The sequence below is a fragment of the Pseudoalteromonas sp. MelDa3 genome (assembly GCF_002863625.1).
In the GTDB taxonomy this organism is placed as follows: domain Bacteria; phylum Pseudomonadota; class Gammaproteobacteria; order Enterobacterales; family Alteromonadaceae; genus Pseudoalteromonas; species Pseudoalteromonas arctica.
The window spans coordinates 15,436-40,967 of sequence record NZ_PJBR01000026.1 but is presented as its reverse complement, the minus strand read 5'-3'; the positions used below and the strand labels follow the sequence as shown (position 1 = coordinate 40,967).

Here is a 25,532-nt window from a genome sequence, read left to right as displayed (position 1 = left end):
ACCGTCTGATTGCTCACCATCTGATTGCTCACCGTCTGATTGCTCACCATCTGATTGCTCACCATCTGATTGCTCATCATCTGATTGCTCATCGTCTGATTGCTCATCACTTTCTGAATCGTCGCTATCATCACCATTTTCAGGTTCTTCTTGCTCCTCTTCATCTGTACTTTTCATAAGCTCAATAACTTTCCAAGCCATATCTGCACAATCACGCGTACTACGAGTGTTTGTAATTCCATGTACTATTTCAGTTAAACTATCTATAAAGTTATTGTCATAGGTTGCTTTTAAATACGCTAAAGCTTGTTCAGCATATTGATCTAGACAAAGGTTGCCTGCACCAAGTACACGGCCTTTATATAAGCAGTATGTTAATACTAGTGATAACGGATTATCAGAACTCACAGGTTCACTAAACAAGCCTTTCTTAATTGCTATTAAAACAAGTTTTTCAAGGTTTAACTTAGCGCCTGGATACTCTGAACCAACTAACTTCTCCATTCGTGCATCTTCAAAGATATTGCATAAATTAGAATGTAACTTACTCTTAAAGTTGATTGAAAAACTGGTGTGTTTTTCATGGCCAATTTCATGATCAATATAACCATGCGTCATAGACACATAATCAGGATCAGTAAAATCACCAAATGGAATATTAATTCTTCCACCACAACTATAAGCCGTACTACCACTAACAGTGACCTTAATACCTTCTCTGTCACTCATTAACTTTGATAATACTCTAGCTACTTTTATAACTCTGTTTTTTGATTTCATGGGTGGTTACTCTCCATAGGGGGTTTAACGGCTAAGCCGTATAGGGTTTTATTTAAGGGTTTATAGCCGGAGCTATTAGGTTCTATATCATCTGCTTTTCGTTTTACTGCTTAGAGAAACAATAAAATGAAAAATAGAGGACCAAAAAGGACTTCCCTTTTCAGTTCTCTATTTCTATATTTCCATTAGCAATTGATATACATGGCAAGATTTCATCGTTTGACATAAAGCCTAAAGGCTCAGTGACGTAAGTCACTGAACCCGACTTTAATTTGCACTTACAATAGCCACAAATTCCAGTTCTACACTGTGACTTGTGTACAACGGAGCCTTGTTCAAGACTCTGAAGTATTGTGCCTTTGCTTTCTACGCTGTGATGTTGACGCGACGAAGTGATGATTTTAATCATGAATAACAACTCCAGTATCAAGTTGAAATTCAGGCCTAAGAGCTGGTGGAAAACCATCAAAGCCCTTTGACTGATAAACATCATTCCAATCAATTTTATCAACACCTTCAGGACAATTTGGTACAAAGATTTCTGCATTTCTGCCCTCTTTTTCCAAACGTTCCTTCAAGCGCTTCGCTGCAGCAAGACCAGCCCCACTAGGTTCAATATCAGCCCAAATTAGGACAAACGTAACGTCATCTGGAAACTTTACAGCTTCCATTAAACGATCCGAAATACCGACCCACATAGGAGTTCCTGTAGCTTCACGAACACTAAGTGCATTTTCAATGCCTTCAGCTATACCTATAACTTTTTCTCCAAAACCTACGTCTCTTGGTTGGTCTAATTGAATAGAACAGCCTCGAACATCAGATATAGGCGCAAAAATCATTTTGCTGCGCATAATATCTGCCTTAACCGGTAGTTTTGTGTCGAGAAAAGTGCGGTGCATAGTGACAGGTTTACCGTTCACATCACGTACCATGGCAAGCATTCCGGGGAAGTGCTGCCAATTTGTTTCATCGCTTTCCTTATATGCAAGTTTTGGATGAAAGCCCAAATCAGACATATTAGTAAGGTCCGAATTAATACCACGATTGCGAAGGTAATCTTGCGCATGAGTGTTCAAAATTGGCTTAGCTTGAGCTTTATTGTTCCTAAGAACTTTTTTAGCTTTTGCTAAGGCCTCTTCTGACGTTTTGTATGCGCTTTGTTGGGTATGCTTACGTTGTGCTTTAGCTGCATCTGATTCAGTAACTCGTGATAAGTCACCGCCGCAAATACGTATAATTTCATTTAAAGCCTGTGAGACAGAACACCCAACATACCAAGACACAACTGATATACCATCTGGTAAAGGCCCAACATCGTTATGATATGCCCCACCTGTATCTCTGTAGTCTCGAAACCATCTAAACTTAGTACGGCCACCACCGGTTAAAGGACAAGGCTGCTGCCTAATACCTTTTTCAAATGATTGCGCTAACCCATGGTAGTTTGAAAGAACACTTTCCCAACCGCCACTTTGGTCTACTAATGCTTTAACATGGTTAATTTTGTCGAAATTGTTGTAGTTCATAATATTACTTCCTCATATATCGAAATCACGGTGATCCCAATACATCCGAGTCTCAGGTGTATTGGTGATCACCGTGACCCGGTAAAAAGAAAGCTCGCCACCCAAGCGGGCAAAAGCGAGCTTGGATGGTGGTTATGCAGTAACTTCCTCATTATTCTCAATTCTTCGAGAAGAATTGGTAATGGCTAGTTGTGCACCTACAACAATTTCTTTGCCATTATGTTCAACTGTTTTGTAAACGTAATCTCCACGGACTACTGTTTTAACAGTCTTACCTTCAAGCATTTTTTTTAAATTAATTTTCATGGTTACTCTCCAAAATATCTAAATTTGGGATACAACCATGCCCAAGCGGGTATGGTGTACCCGCGTGGGTTTAAGTTCTTAATCTTTAGAAACACTTTCCAAAAAAAATGTTTTTAAGGAGCAAGCCACCAGCAAAAGCGCTAGGCTTTTACTGGTGCTAACAATTGATAAAATTAATTACCAACCGTCAAAAGCAAAGCTGTCTATGGCCACACTCTCTGTCTGAACTGATTGTTCAGAATTGAATGGGTCATCAAATGACTGCTCTACTGCTTCTCCAAATGGGTTATCACTGAAAGGGTTATCTTCAGTGTTTATACTAGACTCTGCAATTGACGCATTATCCACTACTGGTACTTCTTCAACTTCCTCTATTTCTTCAACTTCGCTTAGCTCATCACCACCTTTTCCATAAGCAATTACTTTTGCTCGATCACTTACAAGTGTCAAAAAATGACAAACTTTGTGATAATCACCGCCCATTAAAGGGTAGGTCAAAGGTAATTCATTAAGCACTTCAGAAAAGCGCTCAGCTACACGGGCAACAGTTGAATCCAAGAAAGATAAATTGATCAATTTATCGCGTAGAGCGAAAACTGGTTTTAACTTCTTGCTTGTTGCTTTTTCTGCCATAAGAAACGACTTTTGATAGATTTCAGCTGCTTCGCTGGAAATTTCATCAAACAAAGTTTGACTAGCTTCCTCTGCGATAACATTTTCATCACCATCAAAAAGAGGTTGAATTGCCATTGGTGGGTGCACCTTGAATGTGAATCGACTAGCAAATTTGCTGGCTTCATCTGAACATTTTCTAATATAGGCCTCTACAGGCTTGTTATTTAAAATATGGTCTTCAATGGTGTTTTCATACTCACTTCTAAGGTTCTGCACTTCTGCTTTAAACTCAGTATCAATTTCATGTAACTCTGTAATCAAATCATCTAATTGACTGATTGGTACAAGGGTAGCGCCTTTTGCAAAGCTAATACCTCGTTGATTAAGAGCACGACGAGCTTGCGCTGAACACTTACTAACAAATCTAAGTTTTTCTTTCGGGAACCAGCGTAGCTTAGTACCTGAAAGCAACTCAGAGTCGAGCACTTGTCCATCTATTAACGATTTACTATCAGAGATAATACTTTCGCCACATGCTCCTTGAACTTCTACTGAAATTAAACAAGCGCCACTTTTAATATCTAAGTTGGCATTGCTTGCGGCTAGTTTAGAAGCTTCTTTTGCTGAATCGACTGTATATGTTTGGGTTGTCATGGTTACTCTCCGGGGGTTTGATAAATTCGGAGCATAACAACCCTGTTCAGGGGTATTATGCCCCTGTAGGGTTTAGGTTTAGAGGTGTTAGCCTCTATTTACAATATTCTAAGTTTCTAGTTTTGTGATCGAACTCAAAGCTATTAATGGTAGTTAAATAACCATCATCCAGCTTTTCTTGAATACGATCTCTTGAAGAAACTTTACTATCTACTATTTGCGGTATCCAATAATCACCATAACGTTTGCTCTTTTTGTAAAAAACATAAAGAGCATTATTAAAGTGACCAATGGCCCAAAGTTCATCTTTGCTTTTACTTAAAGTAATAACATCGAAGGACTCTGTTGGGTACGAAGACGGCCTACATGGTAGAAAGCCTAATTCAACCGCTTCTTGTCCTTTGTATTCAGTGCTGTGTTTAATCGTAAAGTGTGTAACAACATCATCAAGATGCGTATTGTTATCCACCCACTCTATATCACTAACTTTTCTGTATATACTATTAAGACCAGTAAATACTCCAAAGCAACTAAATGTAACCGATAATCTCTTTCCATTAGCATTAGTACCGATAGACAATGCTTTAAATGAACCGTCTGGAAACTCGTGAGCTTCAAAAACGGAACAATCTAAACTGTCTGTCATATCGTAAAAACTAGCTACCGGTTTTGTGGAAGAGCCTGTTACTTTTTTGCGTGTGAGGCAAAAACTTCTCCACTTGGTTTATCAAGATCTAAACCTAATAATCGCTGCAAAACTGCATCAACTACATCCTGGCTATCACTATCTACACCGCCTTGCATAGAGAAATCTAAGGCTTCGCGCCATTCCGCATCTTTACCAAATACCATCGTATGAAAAGCCCAATTAACCAATGTTCGTGTACTAAAAATACAACCGATTGGATCATCAATGCCTTTACCATCATCACCCACACGTAATTTTCTTAACTCGTTACCGACTAAGACCATCTTATGTGCGACAGCATATGGGATTGCAGGGAATTGCTTTTGTATTATTTTTAACTCTTGCGCTGGTTGTGGGTAATACGTTCTGTACCAACCGATACGTGAACGTAAGGCATCGTCTAACTTCTGTGAAGAAGTGTAAAACTCTGAGCCGCCCTCACCAGTCGTGTTACCTGTGGCAGCGATACGACACAATGAGTGTTTAGTTAGTGTTTTTCCAATTTGCTCTATAGGCCAAGGTTTACCTTCCAGTAATCCATGAATCGCAGCACCAGTGTTGCGATTTACCTTATCAAGTTCATCAAAAATTACTAACCCACCGCTAGCGTAAGCTTTAGCAGCTGGACCAGGATTAAAAGGTGTTTCACCACTCATAAGAACGCGTGAACCCTCTAAATCTTCTGGCATTAAGCTACCGTGACACTTAACCATGTATACAGGTTCATTTAAGTGATCTGCTACAAAAAGTAACATTTCAGTTTTACCTGTACCTGTTTCACCATGCAAACCAAAAGTTTGAAGTTGAACAGGCGCCATCCACCAAGATAATAAGCGTTTAAGCGTCTTTTCTGTCGGAATGTAATACTTGTTAGAGCCTTGACAATCAGGGTGACGATTTTTACGACGAGTAAGAGTTCTTTCACCGGGAGTGAAAAAATCAGGAAATATGCTATGTGCATCGACCTTCTCTAATTCGTTGTAGTTTACTTTTGCTGATTGAATTTCTGTTACGTTTTCTGCCGTGTTTGTGTTTGACATGGTTACTCTCCAAAAGGAATTAAGTTTTTTGGAGATAGATCTTCCCTATCAGGGAAAACTATCCCCGATTAGGGTTTTAAATTTAATCTTTACAATTAAATTTAGAGTTTAGAACTTTATATACAGTTGTTAAATTATGAAACGTAAATGCTTGAATCAGCCATTTTATCAATTTCATAATTCTCGTTATATGTTTGAACTGCTAAAGCATATGCTTCTATATACTTCCCATTAAAATCAGTTGATAGCTCAGTTAAAGCTTTGTCTATCTCACTAATATATAATTGGGGAACTACATCACCTTGCTCTAATGCAATCCAAACCAAAATATCAGTATTATTAATAAATGAATTAAATTTAAGATTTTCTGATGTAACTATCGCAGTGATAATTTCAACTAAGTTATAAGCAAATGCTTGCCTAAATACTAAATCTCTCATTTAATATCTCCATCTATTTCAAATACACATGTAAATACATTGTTTAAAGAATGCTTAGTATTCACTTTTAGGAACATAAGTAACTCCAGAACGAGTATATACAGCTGATATTTCTAACATTTCTAATGCAAATTCATTTACGCCGCGAAGTCTAAGCTCATGATAAATTCCTTTACGGAGTTCAACATGATCAAAGCCAAACGCTTTACAAATTAATGCAAAATAGTTAGAACTTACGAACTCAAGCTCAACAATTAAGTCATCGCTATCAACAGCAACATCACGAAGAATTTCTAAAGAACGATCAACCATCCATAAGCATAGTCTTTCAATTTCCTCATCTTTCCATTCAACATGAGATATGCAGTTAACTGCATCAAGTTCAGGGTCGAACAAAGAGATAATTGAGTCTTCATAAGTGGGATTTCCCCGCTTAATTGCCTGCAATATATCTAAATCCAACGGATGTTGAATTACATTTTCTTTATTCCAACTTGGTGACCACTGAGCATGTTGCTTAATAAGTTCACCTTTTTCGTGCATCGAAAGCCAACTAATTACTTTTTTATCAGTAACACCAAAACGTTTAGCACAAGCTTTAATAGTAGAGCCGTGGTGTTGTAGACGATAAACGCATTCAATTTTGTCTAGGTGGTTAACTTTATTTTTCTTTGCATGGGTTTGCATGGTTACTCTCCGGGATATAAAAAACGGGAGTACATGCACCCCAAAGGAGTGAATAAATACTCCCGTAGGGTTTAGGCTGATGCCTTGGGTTAAATTTAGTTACGATTTAAGTGGTTGGACTTAAAAAGAAAACTTTCAAAAATTAAAACAAAAACAAAAAACCAAACTTAAAGAGCTAAACAAAACAAAAGAAAATATTGTTAGAGTTAGTTAATAAGTGCGTAAAGATAGCCGTGGTAGTGAAAGCAATAGAAAAAATATTACAGTCAAAACCAAGATAATCAGTACAGCAGGGTTAAATATTGTTTGATATGAAAGTGTGTTAACTAAATGGTGTGGAAAATAAAAGTATTAACGAGCAAATTCAACGAGGTTGAATGGGTTGTTAATGGTGTTTTATTTGCCTTGGGTTTGTCTAGTTACGATCTAAGGGATTAAACTTAAAAAGTGACTTTGAAATTGCAGAAATAAATAATAACCAGAATTAAAAACTAAGCGAAACAAAGGAATTGTTAAGGATAGTTAGTAAGCATGTAGTGTTAATTGAAAAGCATGAAAGGAATAAAAAAATTATTACAGTCAAAATCAATATAAGCAATACAACGAGTGGTTAGAATAAATAATTACGGTTTAAAGTACGGTTACTAGGTAGGCATTAGGAACAAAAATTTGCAAATTCAACGTGGTTGAATGGGTTGCTAATGGTGTTTATTTGCCTTGGGTTTATTTAGTTACGATTTAAGGGGTTAAACTTAAAAAGAGTCTTTTCTAAATTGAATAATTAAAACGGGAACTGCACTTAAAAGACCAAACGAAACAATAAAGTTACTAAGATTGGTTAATAAGCCTGTTGTGCTTGTCATGGTAGAAGAAATAAACATTAAAAATATTACATTCAAAAGCCAGATAAACAAAACTATGAGTCTCCCAAAGAAATTTTCGCTATGAAAAAGTTTTGAAACTAAATAGGTCGGCAGATAAATACATTTATTAACTAATCCAACGAGGTTGAAAAAATTACTAAAGATGTTTTTATTTGCCTTAGGGGTTAGTGCGCTTTTTTTAAGTTTTCGCATGAGTGGTTACTCTCCGTTTTTTTAATTTACAAATAGCAGGACTATTTGGTTGGGTTTGGGGTTGATGCCGTAGCATATGATTCATTGACCTAAAAAGGTTGAACCGTCGCGATACAGGGATGTAAAGCCGCTAAGGGTTATACTCCATGCAAGGAGTCGAAGTTAAAAACTTCAGTTAAAAAAAACGGTAAAAATTATTAAGGACATAACTAGGCAGTTATGTTTTCAATAAATTTTAAGCATGAAAAATACCAGATAAGCTAATGCTCACTGGGGGAGGGGGGTTGGTATTCTTATTTAAATTCATTTTGTTGGCTTAGCCAAACCGTTCGCAGGTGCGAAAAGGGTTATCGCTGTAGCGATTTATTTTCGCCTTAGCGAAAGAGGTTTATCGCCGTAGCGATTTATTTTCGCCGTAGCGAAAGGGGGTTTACCGCCGTAGCGATTTATTTTCACCGTAGCGAAAATGGGTTTATCGCCGTAGCGATAATTTGAATATATAACGCATTTACTTTTTTTACAAGGCTTGTACTGTTTTTTATTTAAAAAATTAAAGCAAGGCCAAATGGTTTTCTGACCTCGCTGATAAAAGACTACTTCCGTTAAAAGGAACGCCTAATCTGGCTGCATTTCTTCAATAAATTGCGAGTGCTTCCCATGGCGATAACTTATATGTAATCGTGACTCAGCCCTAGTGATGGCCACGTATAACAAACGCCTTTCTTCCTCTAAAAATGCTAACTTACTGTCCTCATTGTCACTATCGCCTCTAAATTTTGTAGGTACTCTATTTTTTTCAACATCTATTATCCATACTTTTTCCCACTGAAGTCCTTTTGAGCCATTCATAGTGGCCAGTATCACCTTATCTTTATCGCTATGGTCAATTTCGTCTTTCATCTGCATAAGGCGAATCAAAGCTGACACCCTCATTCTTAGTGACCCGCTGTAACCTTGTAGTCGGTCAGAAACTAACCGTAGTTTATTAACAGCGCGTTCGTGATCCTTTGATATTACTGATGCAATATTAAAAACTTTACTAATGAACTCATCAATTCCTTCTTCATCGTCATTACTAGGTATGTTTTTGGCCAAGTCCAAATAAATATTTAGGTTTTTGTTTTCCGGCAATGATAATGAACTAACCTTATTTATATCGCCAACCTCAACAACATGCTTATGTGTTTCGCTAATAACATTATTTGGAACACCTATAAAGCTAAGTGCATCATCAATAAATACCATGCTTTTCGGGTTCGATAAGCTTCTGTATAAGCTGACTAGGCCAACAATCAATGGTGACTCCCATATAGATTTACCACCAATCCTCTCAACAGGAATATCTAAGTAAACTAATTCTTCCTGCATCAAATCCAATAACTTATTGGTTCGAGCTAACACTGCCCAGCCTTTAGGGTTTTGAGCTATTTCTAGGGCTACTACGCCTTGGCATTCAAACGGTACTGAAGTTTTGCTCATAATGACTTTATCAGGTTTATTGGCGTACACTTTTTGATTAATGAGGTTAAGGTAGTTTTCAATTGCTCTGCGGTAATGCCAAGATAATCCACTTGGTACGATTCTATTTATAATAGTTTCTTTTTTGTATTGGTGGATACGTTCAGGATCAATTTTAAGGGCTTTTTCAATATCTAAACGTGCATAATCTTTGAAAACGACTCTGCCACCCGGATCTTTTGCAGAGTTCATGCTTTTTGGCATTCGCTCTACATTATAGTCAATGAGCTCTGCTGCATACGCCAATATCTCAGGTGCACATCTAAAACAAATACTTAAGAGGAAAGCTTTGGCTTCAAATTCTTCTTGGAATTTAACCATGTTTTCGTAACCAAAACCGCCACGCCAAGAATAAATGGCCTGGTCATCGTCTCCAACGACCGTAAAGGATCTATTCTCTTTTTTATTCTCTTTTATCCAAGCATATTCTATTGCTGACGTATCTTGAAATTCATCCACCAGCATGTGAGTAAAATCCAACGGCTCAATTTTCTTAGCACGTAATGCAAAAATAAGCTCTATACTCAATGTCGTTAAATCAACTTTTTTGTACTGCCAGAGTGCTTGAAGATATTTCAATGAAATTTCTGAAAGCTCGCCAATTTCCCCATTTGATTCTAGATACTCCACAGGAAATTGAGTATCTAAAAATTGTAGATTTTTTTCATCTGTACCTACAGCACGACGTTTAAATGAATCGTGTGTTGGTCCCATTATTAAACTACGTCCATCTAATAGCGGTCGTGCATGGTCAAGTATTAATTTAGCAAACGTTCTTATATCTATTCGCTTTAAGTCATTTTCACTGATCAATTTTGAAATTCGATGCTCTGTTTCCTTTGAAGATGAACGAGTAAAAGTAACCATTATTAGTTTATTAATTTCATTAGCCTTTATAATTTCACTGGCCAATTCTATTGATAAATGGGTTTTCCCACTTCCGGGTAAAGCGAGTACAAGTTTGTTTTCGTCTCTGTGTTCAACTACCGCGTTTTGATCGTTTGTTAATGCCATATGTAATCTTAGAAGTGCCTAAAACATGCATTCTAATATTTCCTGTTCAGTAGCCTAAATTTTACAATAGGTAAAAATGACCTCTGTAAATTTGAAGTAGGGTAAATATGTATATGAACAAATACAGTCGCATTCTTGGTAGACGTATCAAATCGCAAAGAGAGAAGCAGTTACTTTCGCCAGAAACTGTCGCCACAAAATTAGATGTACAAGTAAGCGATTACCTTAATTGGGAAAGCGGCAAGGCAAATCCGCAAGAGCGTCAACTTATTAAATTGTCTTATATATTGCGTAGTCATGTTTCTCAATTTAAGGCAGGTCTTGTATTGGATGGGTTACAATCATGATAAAAATTCAAACAATCGGCAAAGACGATTTTCTTTGTTATAGCCTTGAGCAGCTTTCACAAGCAATTAACAAAGTAGCTGGTTGCCATGCTTCAGTTAAGTATCGCCAGAAAAGTGGGCTTAGTAGAGTTCTGTATATGACAGTAACAGCTGGTGGCGTAATTAAAGATACCTATACTGAAAAAGTATACGAAATAGAAGAATTGTGGCGATTGCACCTAATATAATCAATAATATTGAGTTCAATCAGTAGCCTATTTATACAAATATGTTTTAATACATGCAATTAAACATTTGGATTAAAAAAATGAACTTCATAAAAAAATCAATCTTAGCACTATCTACGCTTTCATTGGCAGCTTGTATGTCTACTCAGCCACCTGTTATAACAATGGAATCAAATGAAGTTTATCAATTTGACGATGATGCTAGCTTTGCATTAAATGTGGCTCAAATGACACGTAAAACCGCAGGTTTATCTGATGTAGCGTTACCAGAAGAAGCGCAATTCAAAGCAAATGGAGCATTAGTTGGGGCGGAATACGCTATGTCTTTCCTAACTGGTGGCTTAATTGATTTAGCTGGGAGCATGGGTGCTCAATCAGAGGCAGACAGAGCCTTTAATTGGAAACCTATGCTTGTTTTTTTAGGTGATTTAGATAGCCCAAACGTCGATGCTGACGCAGTAAAAGTTGTAGAATCTGAATTAACAAAAACTTTTGAAAACATCGAAAACTCTAATTACATTGGCATTATGAGACTTAGTGCTGACGGCAGAGATAACAACTTTATGTTTATGTTTGATGGAGCTCTGTGTGATAAGACAGGGCAGCCAAAATTAAAGTATGATCTTGCTAATAACTCAGGACAATTCATTAACGTAAAACGTGAATACGAAGGCTCATGCGCTACGCCAGTAAACGTAGAAGTAACTGGAAAGGTAAACTATGAGGGTGAGCAACAAAGTGTTATTACAGTAACCTTCCATGGCGGGTATGCAGGTTTTACTGATATGGCTATTGCTACTTCAGGCTTTGCGGTAGTACCACAAACATTCGGTCGTTGGGGTAGTGGGGTTAAATACACTGTTCCAGCCCCTTACGTAATCCATAACAATACAATGCATTTATTCACTAAAGAAAATTCTTCTTTTAAATTAAACAAATAATTATTCTGAATGAGATATTCATTTTTCTCTAGTTGCCAGCCTATTAGGCTGGCATTTTAACATCCTAAAGAATATCAGCCGCCTTCCTCACTACCAAGTGTAAACCCGAACTCACAAATTTGTGGACGCGGGTACTTTGAACAATCCAATGGTTCGTTCATTTTTTCCTTAATAGCCTTTGCTCCCTCAGCTGCATTGCTTGTTCTTTGTAGAGTCCTTTCAGTGGGTGTCTCTCTGTATTCAGTGTTTTCATACCTACCACCAGCGCTTAAATCATCTTGATTCGACTCGGGTATTAAATTTGACTCAATCATTACGCCAATCCATTCACTTAGATCTATTTGATTGAAGTCTAGTGCTTGTAATTCCTCATGCGTTAACCCTGAGCACTCAGTCATATCTTTACTTAGTAATACATGAGCTTGCTCCATAACTATTCGACTTAAAATAGAGCCATAACAACAATAATCCTGCCTTTTCATATAGCAAACACCTAAGCCTTCTTTAGCGCAATATTTATCCTCCACCGCATAGCATTGACGCATTTCAAGTTTAAGTGCCGTATCACTGTCAACTTCATCACATGCAGTTAATAATGAACCAACCAGTTGTGCTAGTTGATACATAGAATACCAAAACATTACCGCACCCAAAAAGTTAGCGGCACTTGCCATCCCATCACTTAAACCAGTTACAACCGCATCACTTCCCGCCTCAGTTGACACAGCTGTTGAGAACATAAGTTTACCCAACTCTTCTGGCAACGCGTCATAAATAAGTTGATATATATATTGTGTCATAGGACCTAAGCCAGCTTCAGCTACAGTTGAAGCTGCTGCTCCTGCAGAACCGCTAGCCGCACCCGGTACAGCAGTTGCAACATTGCCCGTAACGGTTTCCACGGCACTGGTATAAAATGAACTAAGACTTTCCCAAGCGTTTGTAGAAGTCACCGAGTCAGATACCGTAGTCCATGCACCATTAATGGCTTCTACAGCGGGTTCAGAAAATACCCCTCCCATTTGCTGATTTTCAAACTTGAGCATCATTTGTGTCATGTTTAGGTAATCAAGAAAGTCGATACCTTCTGGTGCTTCGCAGCAATCATTACCCCAGTCTGAAGCGGTAGCCCATGAGCAATATTGCCTTTCACCTTCAAAAATACGACAGGTTGATAAATCGCCCGGCACATCACACGAAGCTTCACCTGGTATTTGTTCCATAACGTTTGCTATGGCCGCAGCTTTAAGGAAGTTTTCGTTTTCTTCTTTTTCACCCCAGCTACATTCACCACCTGAACATGGCAACATGCCTTCACATGATGATTCAGTTGTCTCATATTCAAAGTCAACGTCATAGCCTGTGTCACACTCATAGGTTACTGTTTCATTTACGCAGTAATTCCAACCGTCAATCGTAAAACCTTCTGTACACTCTGTTTTAATTTCGACGCATTCATCTTTTTCTTCATAAGTTCCACACGTCCCTCCTGTAGATTGAATTTCGTCCCACGACCTACACACCTCATCTACCGAGCCATCGGGTTGCTCTACGTTAGTACATACTTTTTCACCTTTAAAGGGATCGCATGTATATCCATCTAAGTTAACTTCCCACGATATATTTTCTATATCGCCGTAATACCATGGCAGGGTAGAGGCTAGCATTTCTTCATCATACCCCTGTAAGCCACCTTGTATTGTCTGGTAACCAGTAAACGTACATTGTCCATTTACTTTAAATTCTCCCGTGATTGGATCAGGTGGGAAAGAAGTTAGTCCCTTTGTTTTTTTATCTTCACTTGAAAGCGCGTCATAGCATCCCTCTGGAATTTGAGTATCTTCACCAAGCTGACCTACAAATCTATATTTTGCTTGAGCGTTTAGAATCCATTCAGTGTCACCATACTCATCTGTTTTATCTTCAATGCTAATAATACCCACCAAGCCATTTGCACAGCTTGGCGCTTGAAGCTCAGTCATTATCGTAGATTTATCAATTTTTCCCGGCAAGCTTGTCCCTTCCCAAGTATCTAGTGTAACCCGGCTAAAAACTGCATCTGGATCAGTTGCACACATGTTCTTAAAGGCATCATTTGCAGCTACGTTAAAATCAAAAGCAATCGAATCCGTTGGTTCAATAGCTTTAACTATTCCTGTTTGAAGATTAAACTCTACCGTTAATATATTTCGCCCTTTACCTGCAACAGTAAGCACTGCATCTGAAATTACAGGCACTGCTCGCTTTACTTGGCAATGAAATGGATTATCTTTTTGTAGCCTTTGGCAAAACCTCTCTTCAATATTTGGGGCATATAAATTTCCACTTTTAGCGACAGTTGTTGAGCCACATGAATCAAAGAAACCAGCACCGCCAGTTTCTAATTCATCTAATGTTGCATAGCTTTGTGCCATTATTGCATCTGGAACAGTTTGTTGTGCGCCCGATTGGGCATTACTTAAAACTGTTCGATAAGCAACAGCTTCGCCTGTATTGTTAGCCGTTGAGCTAAGTCTCGCATTAGAATCACGGCCAGCTTGATAAAAGGCATCTTCATCTTCATACGTTCCTTCACCTTCCCATTTTGTTTGTCCGTGATTTAATTCAGAAGAATATATTTCGTCTGCTGATACGCTAACAGGTGAAAGTGAAGAGTCTGCCCCTGGCTTAAGCCTTACTTTGATTGCACCACTTGAATCGCGGTACGTTTCAAAAGCTCGGCTTTTGTTTAACTTAACATTTACGTCATTTGTAGTGGGGTCAACACTGGGCATTATTTGGGTTGAGCTAACGGCATTTGCATTCTTCACTGCCGTCGTCATATCCGCATTTGAGCCTGTTGTACCTTTTATATCAACCGTGTTGGTCCTTGAGTTAGACTTGAGGATCATAGTCTCAAGCTGACTTGTCATATCCCTTGAAGCTCGAGGTACTACATCATAGGTTTTGCTTTCTAAATTATGGCGATATGGATTACTAATATCGTACTTATTATCTAAGTCCTTTAGTATTTTGTCTTCATCTTGAGCGTAACTTGATGTTGAGTATGTACCTAAAAGCATACCTACCGTTAACGCACTAGAATTTACTAGCATCGTGGAAATGATCAGTGAACCATATACACCTATATTTTTTAACATTACTCACCACCCTCTGTGCTGCCAGAACCACCACCACCGGGTAAATCTCTTACACAACAATCACGATAGTTCCAAATTAGGTATAAAAACGTTTTATCTTTACCTGGTCGTTTTCTTCCACCTACGGGAACACACCAACGCGCTGTTGACATTCCCATAGGATGACAGCAGTTTTCATACGCCTCTATGCTCTCACCTTCACCCGCTTGCACTTGAATAGAATCCGGACCAGTAAGTTCATCATCTACTTCAAAATTAGGTACTGGTGTAGTGCTTGACTCAGGTATTGGATACAACATAGAGAATTTATACTGAGATCTAGGTGTCATTGGTGCCCATGTAGGCTCACATTGCGCTTCAGGCCCCATAGTCTTTCGAGCTAAACCTTTACGATGTAGAGATGCGATTGCTCTTTGCGATATTAATGAAGTTGCTGCAACTTGGTCAGGTTGAGGATATACAAAGCCTGTTAACGGGTATAAATTTCCATCACAACCGGCACAAGGAAATGAGGACTCAATTGGTGCATCTGCTGTTGCGCGAACACAATCTAAAGAGCAATAAGCTTGTGCAATTGGATTGGAAAATATAATTGCTTCTGGATTTAACAGAAGAGCAAGTAAATCATTGTGCCACAATGGATCAACTTCGCTCAGGTACATTAAATCAAAGTCAACGTATTCAGAGCTACATGAGGGCATAACAAACATTTGTAGCATCACCATTATTGGGTATGAATAGTAATGATATTGATAAAAGCCACTCGTTGAGCGAGTGCCATCTTTAGGCGCTTCGTTTGAGTGACCAAGACCCTCATAACTATTTTGTAGCCTAATACCTCCCAAACCACCGCTACACCAAGGGATAGTAGTAACTTCAATTACTCGCTGTGGCTGCCAAAAAGCAAGAGGCCAACCAATTTGAGGAACACCGGCTCTATCTTCACACGCACAAACAGGAGAGCGGGGTGCCGCACCGTCTGGAGGATTGCCAATACCAAGTAATGAAACGTTATCTAAAAAACAATCCCAGCAAATGCCTGTAAATACACTCGTAAATAAGTTTGCATCTTCACAAATCACAGATGAAGCGCCTACACCGTCGGTACTTGCAGCAGTCCCACTAGGAATTACATCTTCAGCCTTTGCCGTACAAGCTATAAGTGCTAAAAAGAATAATGCTGTATACATTATATTTTTGGTCATTCCACTTTTGTTTTTGTTACTGTTTTTAATATTAAATAATGACATTAAGCCCCCCTCAAATCATTGAGCATTGCGAGCGCCCAGTTAACACCAACAACTATGTAGGAGTATGCTTGCTTGGCAACATCAGGGTATGTGTAAGTTATCCAAATACCGACGGCCACGAAAAATAAAGCGGGTATAATTTTCATTTATCTTCCTCATTAATATCGAATTGTGTAACGTGAAGCATTGATTTTTGTAAATCAGTTTTAACGACTGCTGGTAGGGCGGATAGTTGGAATCGAGATGCCAGCTCTTTTGGCATTAAAAATATTTTTTGTTTAAACTGATTTTGTAGCGCTTCAATATGTGCCCAACCTTTTTGCTTACTCACTTGTGAAGTGATTAACATCAGTTGGCCAACCGTATTCATTTCATTTAACTTTTTCGACACCCATTCAACTTGCTTAATATCAGTTGCATTAAATATAACTGTCGTAAAGCCAACACCATGTCCTTTAAGTGGGTTCATTACTGAGCCTTGCTTAGCAATCAGTTCGCCACGCGGTGTGCTTATATCTTTTGATGCAGATATTGTTGGATCAATTAACCATTCTTCGGTGCTGGTGGCTCTAGGGAGTGGGGTATAATCTTGTTGTGACCAAAAACTATCAATTGTGCGCTTACGCTGAGCTTTCCAATCATAATTAGCCATGCGCTCTTTCATTTCATCAATAATGCTTTTTTCTATAACTTGGCTAACAGGACCTGTTACACCGTAATTTACGCTTTCATTTTGATTTTTATATTCCGTTTCTAACCAATCAAAGCTGGTCACACCCGAGGCAATGATATATCTATCAAGTTCACGATAAAGAATCGTAGGAACTGAATTTACATCGTACTTTTTAAAGGCTGTTGGGTTAAAGCGCACAATAGGGGGTTCTTCAATGCCTTGCACAATTTCGCGCAGTAACATCATCGTTTCATTAACCATTTTATGTTGTGGGTGTAACCCATTTACATAGACCTCAGCCCCTTCCTTTTTGGCTAAGTAGATAATATTTTTTATTGTTTCTCTGTCCATTGAAAAACTAATAAATATAGCTTTTTCATTGGCTTCATTTTGGCGTGATTTTGGAGTATCAGCACTTGCATTAAAGTGGCTAGCTTGTTCCTTTGTTAGTCCTGCATGCTCATGTAACGCACGCTCAAGAGAGCTGGTGGATTGCTCACTAAGCATTTGCGCAGAGGCTCGATATTGTTCAACTTGCTTGTTAACCGTTTCTTTATCAAAAGCGTCTAACCAGCCTTTTGCCTTCATTTCTTCTGTTTTAGCTTTAACATTATCAATCGCTACTTTCATTTGTTCACGTTGCGCTGGGGTCATCTCGTGCATTGAACTATTGCTGCTATCTGGCAGAGCGAAATCACCTTTATTCTGAGCAGCTTGTCTAAATTTCTCCTTCATACTTTCAGGAATTTCAAACGGGGAATTATTCAGATCAATAGATTTGACTGCATTGGCAGCATCTTGCTTTACCTTTGCTGCATATTCTTCTGCAGTTTGTGCGTGAGCGCCACATGATAAGACAACGATTAAAGTCATTAATTTAGAAAATCGCATAAGCTGTTCCTTTAATTTGTTCTTTCTTAAGAGGCCCCCAAAAGCGCCCGTCAAAACTGTTAATAGTCTCGCCAATCATGAATACTTCATCATTTTCAAGTTGAATTACTTTTGTATAATCTTCAATTTCGCCAATACTGTTATCAGCTAAATTTAATGCGGTTATGATGTGTCTTAGTGACAAAGAAAACTCTGTTAAATTGTCTACCACAACTTTATTTTCCTCGACTGACACGACGCTATTAGGCATAGCTGCAACTTTTTTGATCCAACGTAAACCCGTTGGGTAGAATTGATTTTCAACATTCATTTCAAAATAAGCTAAATCGCCTTGTTCAATGTCTATATCCCACTTATCTATTAAGAAAAAAGACGCGTTAAGGCACGCACTCTGCCCCGGCGGGTAAGCCAGCGTGTACCGAGAAGAAAAATATATAAAATAAAATATGAATGAAACTGCAACAAAAATTGCTGAAACATGCTTTTTCATTTGGGTCGCCCTTGATAATTTTCTCTATTATCAAGCATGAAAATTGAAAGGTTAAAAAATAGAGAGTACCAATATAGGTGCTGTAATTTTCTGAATGAAATTAAGAGGGGTTAAAAACGAAAAAAGCCCCATCTAATATTGCATTAGATGGGGCTATGGTTTTTTTCTTAACTACCAGCTAAATGAACCTTTTGTACGTCCACCAGCATCATCAATTGCTTCATAGTTGACTGTCATGCTTGGATATTCACTGAATCGTAACTGAGTAGATGCGGCGCCACGGCCTACATACTCGCCATTAAACCACCAGTCGTAACCTATCACGTAACCATCATTGTCTTTACAGTTAGCAGTAATACGGATTGTTCCAGAACGAACAAGTTGATCACTGACACACTCAGGTAATGAATTAGCGTTAACTGTATAATTTTCGATAACCTCAGTTACTTGGCCATATTGACTCGTTGTAACTGCTTTTATCTCATAACTGCCCGGATTTTCAATTTCAAAGCGGAACATTGGACTACGCGATTGTAGCGTTTCTTGTTCAACCCCATTCACGAACCATTTGTAATCTATTATATAGTCCTTTGGATGGCCTCCTGTCATTTGGGCTCTAGTTACAAGGCCTAATGGAGCGCGACTATATCGGTTCGACGGAAAATGGATAAAAGTACCTTTCGTTTCATCTGGCTCAATTACATCAACATATTTACTCAATATACGACTCATCCCACGGCTGTCAGTCACTTTTGCTTTTAGCTCATGAACGCCTGCATCTTTAAGGGTTATCTCACTATAAATTCTAGTTGGTGTTCTTGCTTCTATGCCATCTTCTTGTATCCATTCATAATCATATGTAATACCAGGCATAAATTTACGTTGAACCTCTATCATGCCCGTAATGGTAGCTGGTGCGACCAATATATTACTTCTTACAGCTATATTCATTTCAGGAAAAACATATTTCCACGTTTCTAAATTACGCTGTGTTTCTCTAAATGTTTCAGACTTATATCCTTTTACCCACGCACTTAATTTGAAGTTTAACCGGCCTTGAGCATCTAAGTCGCTCTCTACAGGTGTGTAGTCAAATATGACTTCATCGCTCGTTTCCCCATTTGGTTTAGACCATTGATAAACTATGGGTAAATCAACCCCCCCATTTAGATTTAAAACTTGCGCTTCTACTTTAATAGGAACGCCTAACTCAACGAGATGTGTTGCTTTGATTTGAGCCATAACGGTTCTTGGTCCGACAGGCCTTACGTAAAAACGTGAAAGTGCCCATGCATCATCACCCGCACCAGCAGTAGACGTATGGTATTTAAAACGCCCTAAAATTATTTCTTGCTCGCCGGTTGCTACTAATATTTGCTGTGGAGAGCCATCAATCCACGTAGCACCATTATCACGAGACCATTGAGCTATGCCGTCGTAATCAGTTAACTCTTTTACATAATCAAGCATTTTTAATTTCATATCTTGTCCATCATAAACCTGTGAAGGTCCACTGATTACAAGGCTAGCTTTATCATAACCGCTTATTTTAAGTGCTTGCGTAGTCGTTGACTCATTTGTATTTTTGTTCGTGATTTTTGCTTTAACATAGTAATCACCCGCTTCACCCATAAAAAACGGTATTGCGCTTCTGCCACTATATTCATCCATAGTCTCCCAGTTTTTATTGTCTTTAGATTTAAGCCACACCGCATCATTACCAGCAACCATATCTTCTATTGAATCATAGTCATAGCGAACTAATGTAGTAAACGGCACTTTCCCACGCACTTGATTACTCGCCAGCTCACCACTTACACCTGTGCCTAGCACAATACGCATAAATATCGGTGTAGATGTTAATTTTTTTGTGTATTCCGGGTGAGGCGATTTAACTTCCGCTACTGCATAAAAACCGCTACTTTTTCTAAATATATCCTCAATACTTAAATTGAAAATAACCTGTCCATTTGCTGAATTGGTTTTTACATCTGATATACGTTGTTCTTTCCCTTTATTGTCTTTATATGCGAGGTAAACATCCCATTCACCCATCGATAAAACTTCATAGTCACTTTGCTTTTCTTGCCAGTTCCATGCACCAATATGAGCCGTTACTTTTACATCATCGGTACTTAAAATTAAGTCGTTACTTTCCATCGTTAAATTTAAAGCCACTCTGCGTGAAGGTAAAACAATCACTTCACCGTATGTTCCCGCGTTGTGTTGAGGGGATAAGTTGTATGCAGCCTCAACTTTAAATGGGTATCTATCAAATACGTTACGCTTGTTAGCATCATCATCACGTATTACACCTAATAATTCATAAATGGGCTTATGACTACGTTGAGCCATAAATTCACTATTAGAATATTCACCTCGCGTAACGTTTATATTTATTTCGCCGGATACATTTTCCAACGTATATCTAGCTAGAACTGGATTTTCAGGTATGACCCCGTAAACGCTATCGTCTAGCTTGATTATTGGTGACATTTCAAAGGTCATTGTCTCTGCAGGTTTTATATCGTAAGAAAAGGTTTCATGACTTACTCTAACTTCTTGACCATCTGGATTAACGACATAGGCGCTGTATTCTATTTCGTTATCAGATAATTTATTAATAGAGCCAGTTACTTTAAGAGCCCAACCTTGCCAAATTGTGCTCATCCCATCAGGAAGTGAATCAATTTTAACGTAGCATCCTTTACGGGCTTCTCGTGAGATCTCTCTTGCCAGCTCCTGTGAAGCGACATAGTTACAAAGGTATCTGCTTTGAGATACATACGCAGTACCACGCTGAACATGTTGGTATAACTCTGTTGTAGCTGTACTAGATTTGATGTTGAAAAAAGATGGTGCATAGGTCAACTCTTGGTTAAATACACCTATATTTCCTGCTGTATCCTTAGCTTTAATGATAAGGGGATATAATTTACCGGGAGTTAATGTGTCTAAGTCACCAGTAAAAAATTTAACATAAGTTCGTGGATCAGCAGGGTCATCGACTAAGGTTAGGTTTTCGCCGCCAAACGTTGCTTCAATTATCGTATTTTTACTATCCCAGCCCGGATTTGTAACAGCCCCAAAGTCTGTAGCAAAGTAAACACCGTCTATCATTCTCGCTTTATCACGTAGATGACTTAACTGAATTTCTGGTGCTGTTCTTTGCATTACAAAGGTGTCGTGCTTATAATCTTGGCCATTTGTAAATTCGTCACGCAAATCAGCATCAAAGGTAAACGCACCATCTGGTAGAGATTTAAAACTATAGCGGTAAACAATATAATTACCATAGACTTGAATATCGTCTGCTAAAATTTTATTTTCATCATTTAAGTTAATTTTATCGTGAATAAAGAAGAAATGATTTCTATCAATAAACACTGACTGTTCAAACGTTATATCTTCATTAGAAGCAATGTATAAGCTTGAATTAGCTAATTTCCATGTTTCTTCATCTTTTAAATCAGTGAATGGACTGAATAATATTAGTGCAACTTCATCTTCATTTAGTTTTATTTCAGTCCCATCAACATCTTCAACTAGCACTGTGCCGTCTCTTTTATTGTTTATCGCCACCTTCACTAGTTTAGGTGGCGTGTAATCCCAATCTAGCTTATGGACGAAACTACCTTCATTTAATGACGTAAAATATGGAATTATTGAATCAATTAGCGTATTTAATGGGATCATTCCAGTAATGATAGTTTCTTGTTCACCTAAAGGTCCAATATCAAGTGCGATACGACATTCATTAATACCAATTGGTACATTACAAGTAAGTCCATTTAGTTTTATTACTTGAACAAAGTCTCTAGGTTCTACTTCGAATTGGATGCTCTTAACTTTTGCGTTGCTATCTCTAAGTAAATGCGCAATACCTTTAGTCTGCCTACCGTTGCTATAGCTTAAAGTGGTTTCGAGTAATTTAGGGCTCTCTGGAATGACCACGTTGCTTACTACCGACCCTGAAGACAATACTAAGCTTTGATCACCATCATGGAAAATTGATAGTCTCCATGAGGTTGTATTAGCGCCTACAACGTCAGCATACCCTTTTGCTGTAACACTACTTCCGACTTTTGCTATGCCAATCGGTAGTTTTATCCATTCAAGGTAACACTTAGTTTCACCATTGCTCGCCGTTTTATCAAAGGCATAATCCATGGCTATACCTTTATCTCCAGTAATCGAACAGCCTGTAAAGTTATCGAATGTGGCCGTAAACTCAGTAAGTTCGATTTTATGTAAGACTCTTGACGTATCAATATTTAGTGATGACTTAATCGTTCCATCTGGGGTTTTCGGGTGTATTTCATAAGTGTATTCGCCCAAAGTGTAATTATTTGAGCCTGAATAAGTGCTAATTCGTACTTTTAGGTTTTCATACGATAGGGAGTCCATATATCCACTAAACGAAACTTTACCGCTTTTCGTTACTTCTTTTTTATTTACGGCACTTATAACATGTGTCACTAAACACACAGCTGAATTGTAAGGATCGCTTTTTTTCGCTGCTTCAACATCATGTGTTAATGATTTACAAAACTGACTTACTTCAGACAAAGAAACATCCGAGGTCATCTCTTCGATTACCGCAAATGGTTCAGTCATTACCTCTCGTTTTGTCTCTAGGTTTTTAAATTCGTAGGCAAATACTAAAACGGGAGCATTAGGGGCTGTTGTGCCTATAAGTAGGCTACCCTTTGCATTATTTGAAACATCTGCAGGATAAAAATCAAGATTATACTTTCCACCAGCGTTCGAAAAGTTGTAGCTGTTAGTAATATTTTTAGTGTCACCTGGATTTAAGGTAACACCTTGTATAACTACACTGCCTACAGCATCACTCCTTAATGTAGCAAAAATAGGATAAGAACCACTAAGCACATTACCATCTTTAACCGTTAACTCTTTTGATTGAATAGGTTTAGCACCTGAAGGGCGTAACAGGTTTTGACTAATACTTGGTAAAACAATTGACGAACTACCATCAATGAGTGATACACGTGGAGGATCATAAAAAAAGCTTTCTTCTACCGTGGTTGTATTTTCTTGGGTATCTGTAACACTTACTCTAAGTTTATAATTACCTGCTGTATTTTCTGAGGGAAACAGAACTGGATATAGAAGACCATACTTATCTGAGCCCAATGAAGAGCTAGCAAGATATACGTTTTCATTTGCAGGCCCACCCAGAAGTTGTATATCAGTAAATTTTATGTCCGATTGATTATCGTATGCAGTGATTACAACATTATCGAGGCTAGGAATTGTGGAACTATTATTACTAAAATTAATTTCAACTATTGGTGCAGTTCTATCTGAACTAAAAGTTACAGCTAATTCTTTTGATATAGGTCCATGATTTTCTTTTGCGGCAACAACTATATCGTGCGAGCCTTCAGGTAGGTTTTTCAATTCCCACTGGTAAACATAATAGCCCCCATTCGAACTTATTCTTTTTATAGGTACGTCAAATACAGAACCCGCCTTGTCTTCAATCCATACATTACTTAACGTAAGCCTACCAAAATAGCTGCCTTGCCCTTGTTGGTAAATTTCAGCAGTTAGTTTTGTCGAACTTTCATCGTAAGTTGTACTAATTTCTGGGTAGTACGCATCATTCCATTCTACTTCTGCCCACCTTCTTTGCGCGTAAAGTGTTTTTTCAGCGTTATATATATTAATCTCATTATGAATATATCCAGTAGTCCCTTTTTTTAATTCTAATGGAGCTGAAAATGTAATAATACAAGATGATCCACCTGTAGGAACTATACATTTGAACCCTTTAAACTCAACAGTTTGTTCAAACGTTCTGGGGGATACATTTACCTTCAATTTAGGAATCGAAATAGGAAGGCGATCGTTATAAATATAATATTTCCTCCAAGTATCCCAGCCAATATCAGAATAATAGAATTGTGCATCAGCGCCGAATTCTGGAGTTTCAGGAACGCCTGGTTCCAATACCAAATCATACTGTATGCTCCCTCCAGCCCATGACCCGAAATTTACCCATTTAACGTCATTTTGATTAAAGGAATTTATAGGAGATGTGAAAGTAATATATGCATATTTTTCGTCGGAATATATAAGACCGGCGCCACCAAAACGGCTTGAAATTTTTAGACCAGCTTCATTAAAAGAATACCAATTATTCTTATCAAGTCGGTAAATTATCTTGATTGGATTCGTCTTAACACCCATACCTGCAACATAAGGTACATAACCTGTAGTACCCGGTACGATGCTTGTCTTAGAATCAGGATCGTAAACTGCATACGGTTCTGATGGAGCGCCGGCATAGTTATCATAATAAACTGGCTGAGAAACTGTATTAATATTTCCCGCTAAATCATATATATCGACTTTGACATTAAACAGCTCATCCAAATTAGATACAGGAAAAAGATCATGGTAATTATATTGAATAGTTTTAGTGGTTATATTATATCCGAGTGTTGCTGACTTATATTCACTTCCATCTTGTCTAAGGGTTCGAATAGTTATTTTTTGAACACCAATATCATCTTCAATGTCATCTAAAAACACATAATGGTCTGAGCTACCAGCAATACCCATCTTCCAAACATCCGATGTGGTGTCATTTGAATAGCCATGTGAATTAGATCTCAATTTAGGACTACTGGTTGGAGCTAGCGTGTCTATGATAATTTCTTTACTAAAAGTTTCTACTATTTGGTTATCTTTAGTTAGAATCTCTTGAACAACGCTATAACGACCATCCGAAGGAGCTGCAAGTATAACGGTATCACCGTAGTAACTTTTTTCACCAACATTAAATCTATCTGATGCACTTATAATTCCAGTTTCTTTCCATGAAACAGTAGACCCAGTACTGTTAACAATCTTAATTTTTATTTTTCGATCTAAGCCTGCTGAAGAATATACCGCAAGTGTATTCTTAACACTAAGATACTCAGTGGAGCCTGGTGAACCCATTATTGTGTCTGAACCGGTCTGCGAATGCTTAAATGAATATTGAACAATATCTGCATTAGCCGATGTTGCGGATATTAATGCACAGATGCCAAATAGAAACCTACATATTAACTTACTTTCTGATTTCATGATTTTTCCTAAAATCCCCAAATTTACATCATGATATTAAAATTAAACCAACTACCGAAATATTAGAGCACCCCAAAAGGGCACCTCTAAGTTTTGAGTTTTATTCAGTAACAGAGTAAAAAGTA

18 protein-coding genes and 1 pseudogene are annotated in these 25,532 nt (G+C 38.0%); 3 read left to right on the top strand and 16 right to left on the bottom strand.

Features of this window, described 5'->3' with window-relative positions; all coding sequences use genetic code 11:
* From CXF89_RS07600 to CXF89_RS07555, 10 genes are all read right to left on the bottom strand, one after another.
* Positions 1–780: hypothetical protein (locus CXF89_RS07600; RefSeq protein ID WP_145990808.1), on the bottom strand; the 780-nt coding region annotated here is incomplete at its 3' end.
* 160 nt (positions 781–940) lie between these two features.
* The gene (yfaE, locus tag CXF89_RS21570) at positions 941–1,189 is read right to left on the bottom strand and encodes a class I ribonucleotide reductase maintenance protein YfaE (RefSeq protein WP_033027823.1); all 249 of its coding nucleotides are present in this window, start codon (positions 1,187–1,189) and stop codon (positions 941–943) included.
* The gene (locus CXF89_RS07590; protein WP_121954263.1) at positions 1,182–2,309 is read right to left on the bottom strand and encodes a DUF7146 domain-containing protein; all 1,128 of its coding nucleotides are present in this window, start codon (positions 2,307–2,309) and stop codon (positions 1,182–1,184) included. The genes yfaE and CXF89_RS07590 overlap by 8 nt, the downstream gene beginning before the upstream one ends.
* Positions 2,310–2,441: 132 nt before the next feature.
* The gene (locus tag CXF89_RS21170) at positions 2,442–2,615 is read right to left on the bottom strand and encodes a hypothetical protein (protein WP_180961387.1); all 174 of its coding nucleotides are present in this window, start codon (positions 2,613–2,615) and stop codon (positions 2,442–2,444) included.
* 177 nt (positions 2,616–2,792) lie between these two features.
* Positions 2,793–3,884, bottom strand: coding sequence for a DUF3150 domain-containing protein (locus CXF89_RS07585; RefSeq protein WP_121954262.1), 1,092 nt, complete (start codon positions 3,882–3,884; stop codon positions 2,793–2,795).
* Between the two features lie 94 nt (positions 3,885–3,978).
* The gene (locus CXF89_RS07580; RefSeq protein ID WP_121954261.1) at positions 3,979–4,530 is read right to left on the bottom strand and encodes a hypothetical protein; all 552 of its coding nucleotides are present in this window, start codon (positions 4,528–4,530) and stop codon (positions 3,979–3,981) included.
* 38 nt (positions 4,531–4,568) lie between these two features.
* Complete coding sequence (locus CXF89_RS07575) at positions 4,569–5,612, bottom strand: AAA family ATPase (RefSeq protein ID WP_121954260.1); 1,044 nt, start codon at positions 5,610–5,612, stop codon at positions 4,569–4,571.
* Between the two features lie 134 nt (positions 5,613–5,746).
* Entirely contained in the window at positions 5,747–6,052 is a 306-nt protein-coding gene (locus CXF89_RS07570; RefSeq protein WP_121954259.1) for a hypothetical protein, read from the bottom strand.
* Between the two features lie 54 nt (positions 6,053–6,106).
* Positions 6,107–6,739 (bottom strand): hypothetical protein, encoded by a 633-nt coding sequence (locus tag CXF89_RS07565; protein WP_121954258.1) that lies wholly within the window; start codon positions 6,737–6,739, stop codon positions 6,107–6,109.
* Between the two features lie 1,691 nt (positions 6,740–8,430).
* Complete coding sequence (locus CXF89_RS07555; protein ID WP_121954256.1) at positions 8,431–10,347, bottom strand: UvrD-helicase domain-containing protein; 1,917 nt, start codon at positions 10,345–10,347, stop codon at positions 8,431–8,433.
* Between the two features lie 113 nt (positions 10,348–10,460).
* Between CXF89_RS07555 and CXF89_RS07550 the strand changes: the two genes are divergently transcribed.
* From CXF89_RS07550 to CXF89_RS07540, 3 genes are all read left to right on the top strand, one after another.
* Complete coding sequence (locus tag CXF89_RS07550; protein ID WP_180961386.1) at positions 10,461–10,694, top strand: helix-turn-helix domain-containing protein; 234 nt, start codon at positions 10,461–10,463, stop codon at positions 10,692–10,694.
* Positions 10,691–10,921, top strand: a complete 231-nt coding sequence (locus CXF89_RS07545) for a hypothetical protein (RefSeq protein WP_121954254.1) — start codon at positions 10,691–10,693, stop codon at positions 10,919–10,921. The genes CXF89_RS07550 and CXF89_RS07545 overlap by 4 nt, the downstream gene beginning before the upstream one ends.
* 80 nt (positions 10,922–11,001) lie before the next feature.
* The gene (locus CXF89_RS07540; RefSeq protein WP_029753599.1) at positions 11,002–11,862 is read left to right on the top strand and encodes a hypothetical protein; all 861 of its coding nucleotides are present in this window, start codon (positions 11,002–11,004) and stop codon (positions 11,860–11,862) included.
* 74 nt (positions 11,863–11,936) lie between these two features.
* Here the strand turns inward: CXF89_RS07540 and traN are convergent, their stop codons facing one another.
* The 6 genes and pseudogenes from traN to CXF89_RS21565 all read right to left on the bottom strand — a co-directional run.
* Positions 11,937–15,002 (bottom strand): conjugal transfer protein TraN, encoded by a 3,066-nt coding sequence (traN, locus tag CXF89_RS07535; protein ID WP_121954253.1) that lies wholly within the window; start codon positions 15,000–15,002, stop codon positions 11,937–11,939.
* On the bottom strand, positions 15,002–16,252 hold the full coding sequence (locus CXF89_RS07530) for a TraU family protein (protein ID WP_121954252.1): 1,251 nt from the start codon (positions 16,250–16,252) through the stop codon (positions 15,002–15,004). Before CXF89_RS07530 ends, traN begins: the two co-directional genes overlap by 1 nt.
* 142 nt (positions 16,253–16,394) lie before the next feature.
* The gene (locus CXF89_RS07525; protein WP_121954251.1) at positions 16,395–17,816 is read right to left on the bottom strand and encodes a TrbC family F-type conjugative pilus assembly protein; all 1,422 of its coding nucleotides are present in this window, start codon (positions 17,814–17,816) and stop codon (positions 16,395–16,397) included.
* Positions 17,803–18,306, bottom strand: coding sequence for a S26 family signal peptidase (locus CXF89_RS07520; RefSeq protein WP_024590297.1), 504 nt, complete (start codon positions 18,304–18,306; stop codon positions 17,803–17,805). Before CXF89_RS07520 ends, CXF89_RS07525 begins: the two co-directional genes overlap by 14 nt.
* A 171-nt stretch (positions 18,307–18,477) precedes the next feature.
* Positions 18,478–24,282 (bottom strand): Ig-like domain-containing protein, encoded by a 5,805-nt coding sequence (locus tag CXF89_RS07515; RefSeq protein ID WP_257983187.1) that lies wholly within the window; start codon positions 24,280–24,282, stop codon positions 18,478–18,480.
* A 351-nt stretch (positions 24,283–24,633) separates the two neighbouring features.
* Positions 24,634–25,407: pseudogene (locus tag CXF89_RS21565) on the bottom strand (DUF4165 domain-containing protein); the annotation flags it as partial.
* Between the last annotated feature and the right edge of the window lie 125 nt (positions 25,408–25,532).

Excerpts from the sequence above, each read along its gene's own strand:
- yfaE (WP_033027823.1), bottom strand. The coding sequence starts at position 1,189 with ATGATTAAAATCATCACTTCGTCGCGTCAACATCACAGCGTAGAAAGC.
- CXF89_RS07590 (WP_121954263.1), bottom strand. The coding sequence starts at position 2,309 with ATGAACTACAACAATTTCGACAAAATTAACCATGTTAAAGCATTAGTA.
- CXF89_RS21170 (WP_180961387.1), bottom strand. The coding sequence starts at position 2,615 with ATGAAAATTAATTTAAAAAAAATGCTTGAAGGTAAGACTGTTAAAACA.
- CXF89_RS07585 (WP_121954262.1), bottom strand. The coding sequence starts at position 3,884 with ATGACAACCCAAACATATACAGTCGATTCAGCAAAAGAAGCTTCTAAA.
- CXF89_RS07580 (WP_121954261.1), bottom strand. The coding sequence starts at position 4,530 with ATGACAGACAGTTTAGATTGTTCCGTTTTTGAAGCTCACGAGTTTCCA.
- CXF89_RS07575 (WP_121954260.1), bottom strand. The coding sequence starts at position 5,612 with ATGTCAAACACAAACACGGCAGAAAACGTAACAGAAATTCAATCAGCA.
- CXF89_RS07570 (WP_121954259.1), bottom strand. The coding sequence starts at position 6,052 with ATGAGAGATTTAGTATTTAGGCAAGCATTTGCTTATAACTTAGTTGAA.
- CXF89_RS07565 (WP_121954258.1), bottom strand. The coding sequence starts at position 6,739 with ATGCAAACCCATGCAAAGAAAAATAAAGTTAACCACCTAGACAAAATT.
- CXF89_RS07555 (WP_121954256.1), bottom strand. The coding sequence starts at position 10,347 with ATGGCATTAACAAACGATCAAAACGCGGTAGTTGAACACAGAGACGAA.
- CXF89_RS07550 (WP_180961386.1), top strand. The coding sequence starts at position 10,461 with ATGAACAAATACAGTCGCATTCTTGGTAGACGTATCAAATCGCAAAGA.
- CXF89_RS07545 (WP_121954254.1), top strand. The coding sequence starts at position 10,691 with ATGATAAAAATTCAAACAATCGGCAAAGACGATTTTCTTTGTTATAGC.
- CXF89_RS07540 (WP_029753599.1), top strand. The coding sequence starts at position 11,002 with ATGAACTTCATAAAAAAATCAATCTTAGCACTATCTACGCTTTCATTG.
- traN (WP_121954253.1), bottom strand. The coding sequence starts at position 15,002 with ATGTTAAAAAATATAGGTGTATATGGTTCACTGATCATTTCCACGATG.
- CXF89_RS07530 (WP_121954252.1), bottom strand. The coding sequence starts at position 16,252 with ATGTCATTATTTAATATTAAAAACAGTAACAAAAACAAAAGTGGAATG.
- CXF89_RS07525 (WP_121954251.1), bottom strand. The coding sequence starts at position 17,816 with ATGCGATTTTCTAAATTAATGACTTTAATCGTTGTCTTATCATGTGGC.
- CXF89_RS07520 (WP_024590297.1), bottom strand. The coding sequence starts at position 18,306 with ATGAAAAAGCATGTTTCAGCAATTTTTGTTGCAGTTTCATTCATATTT.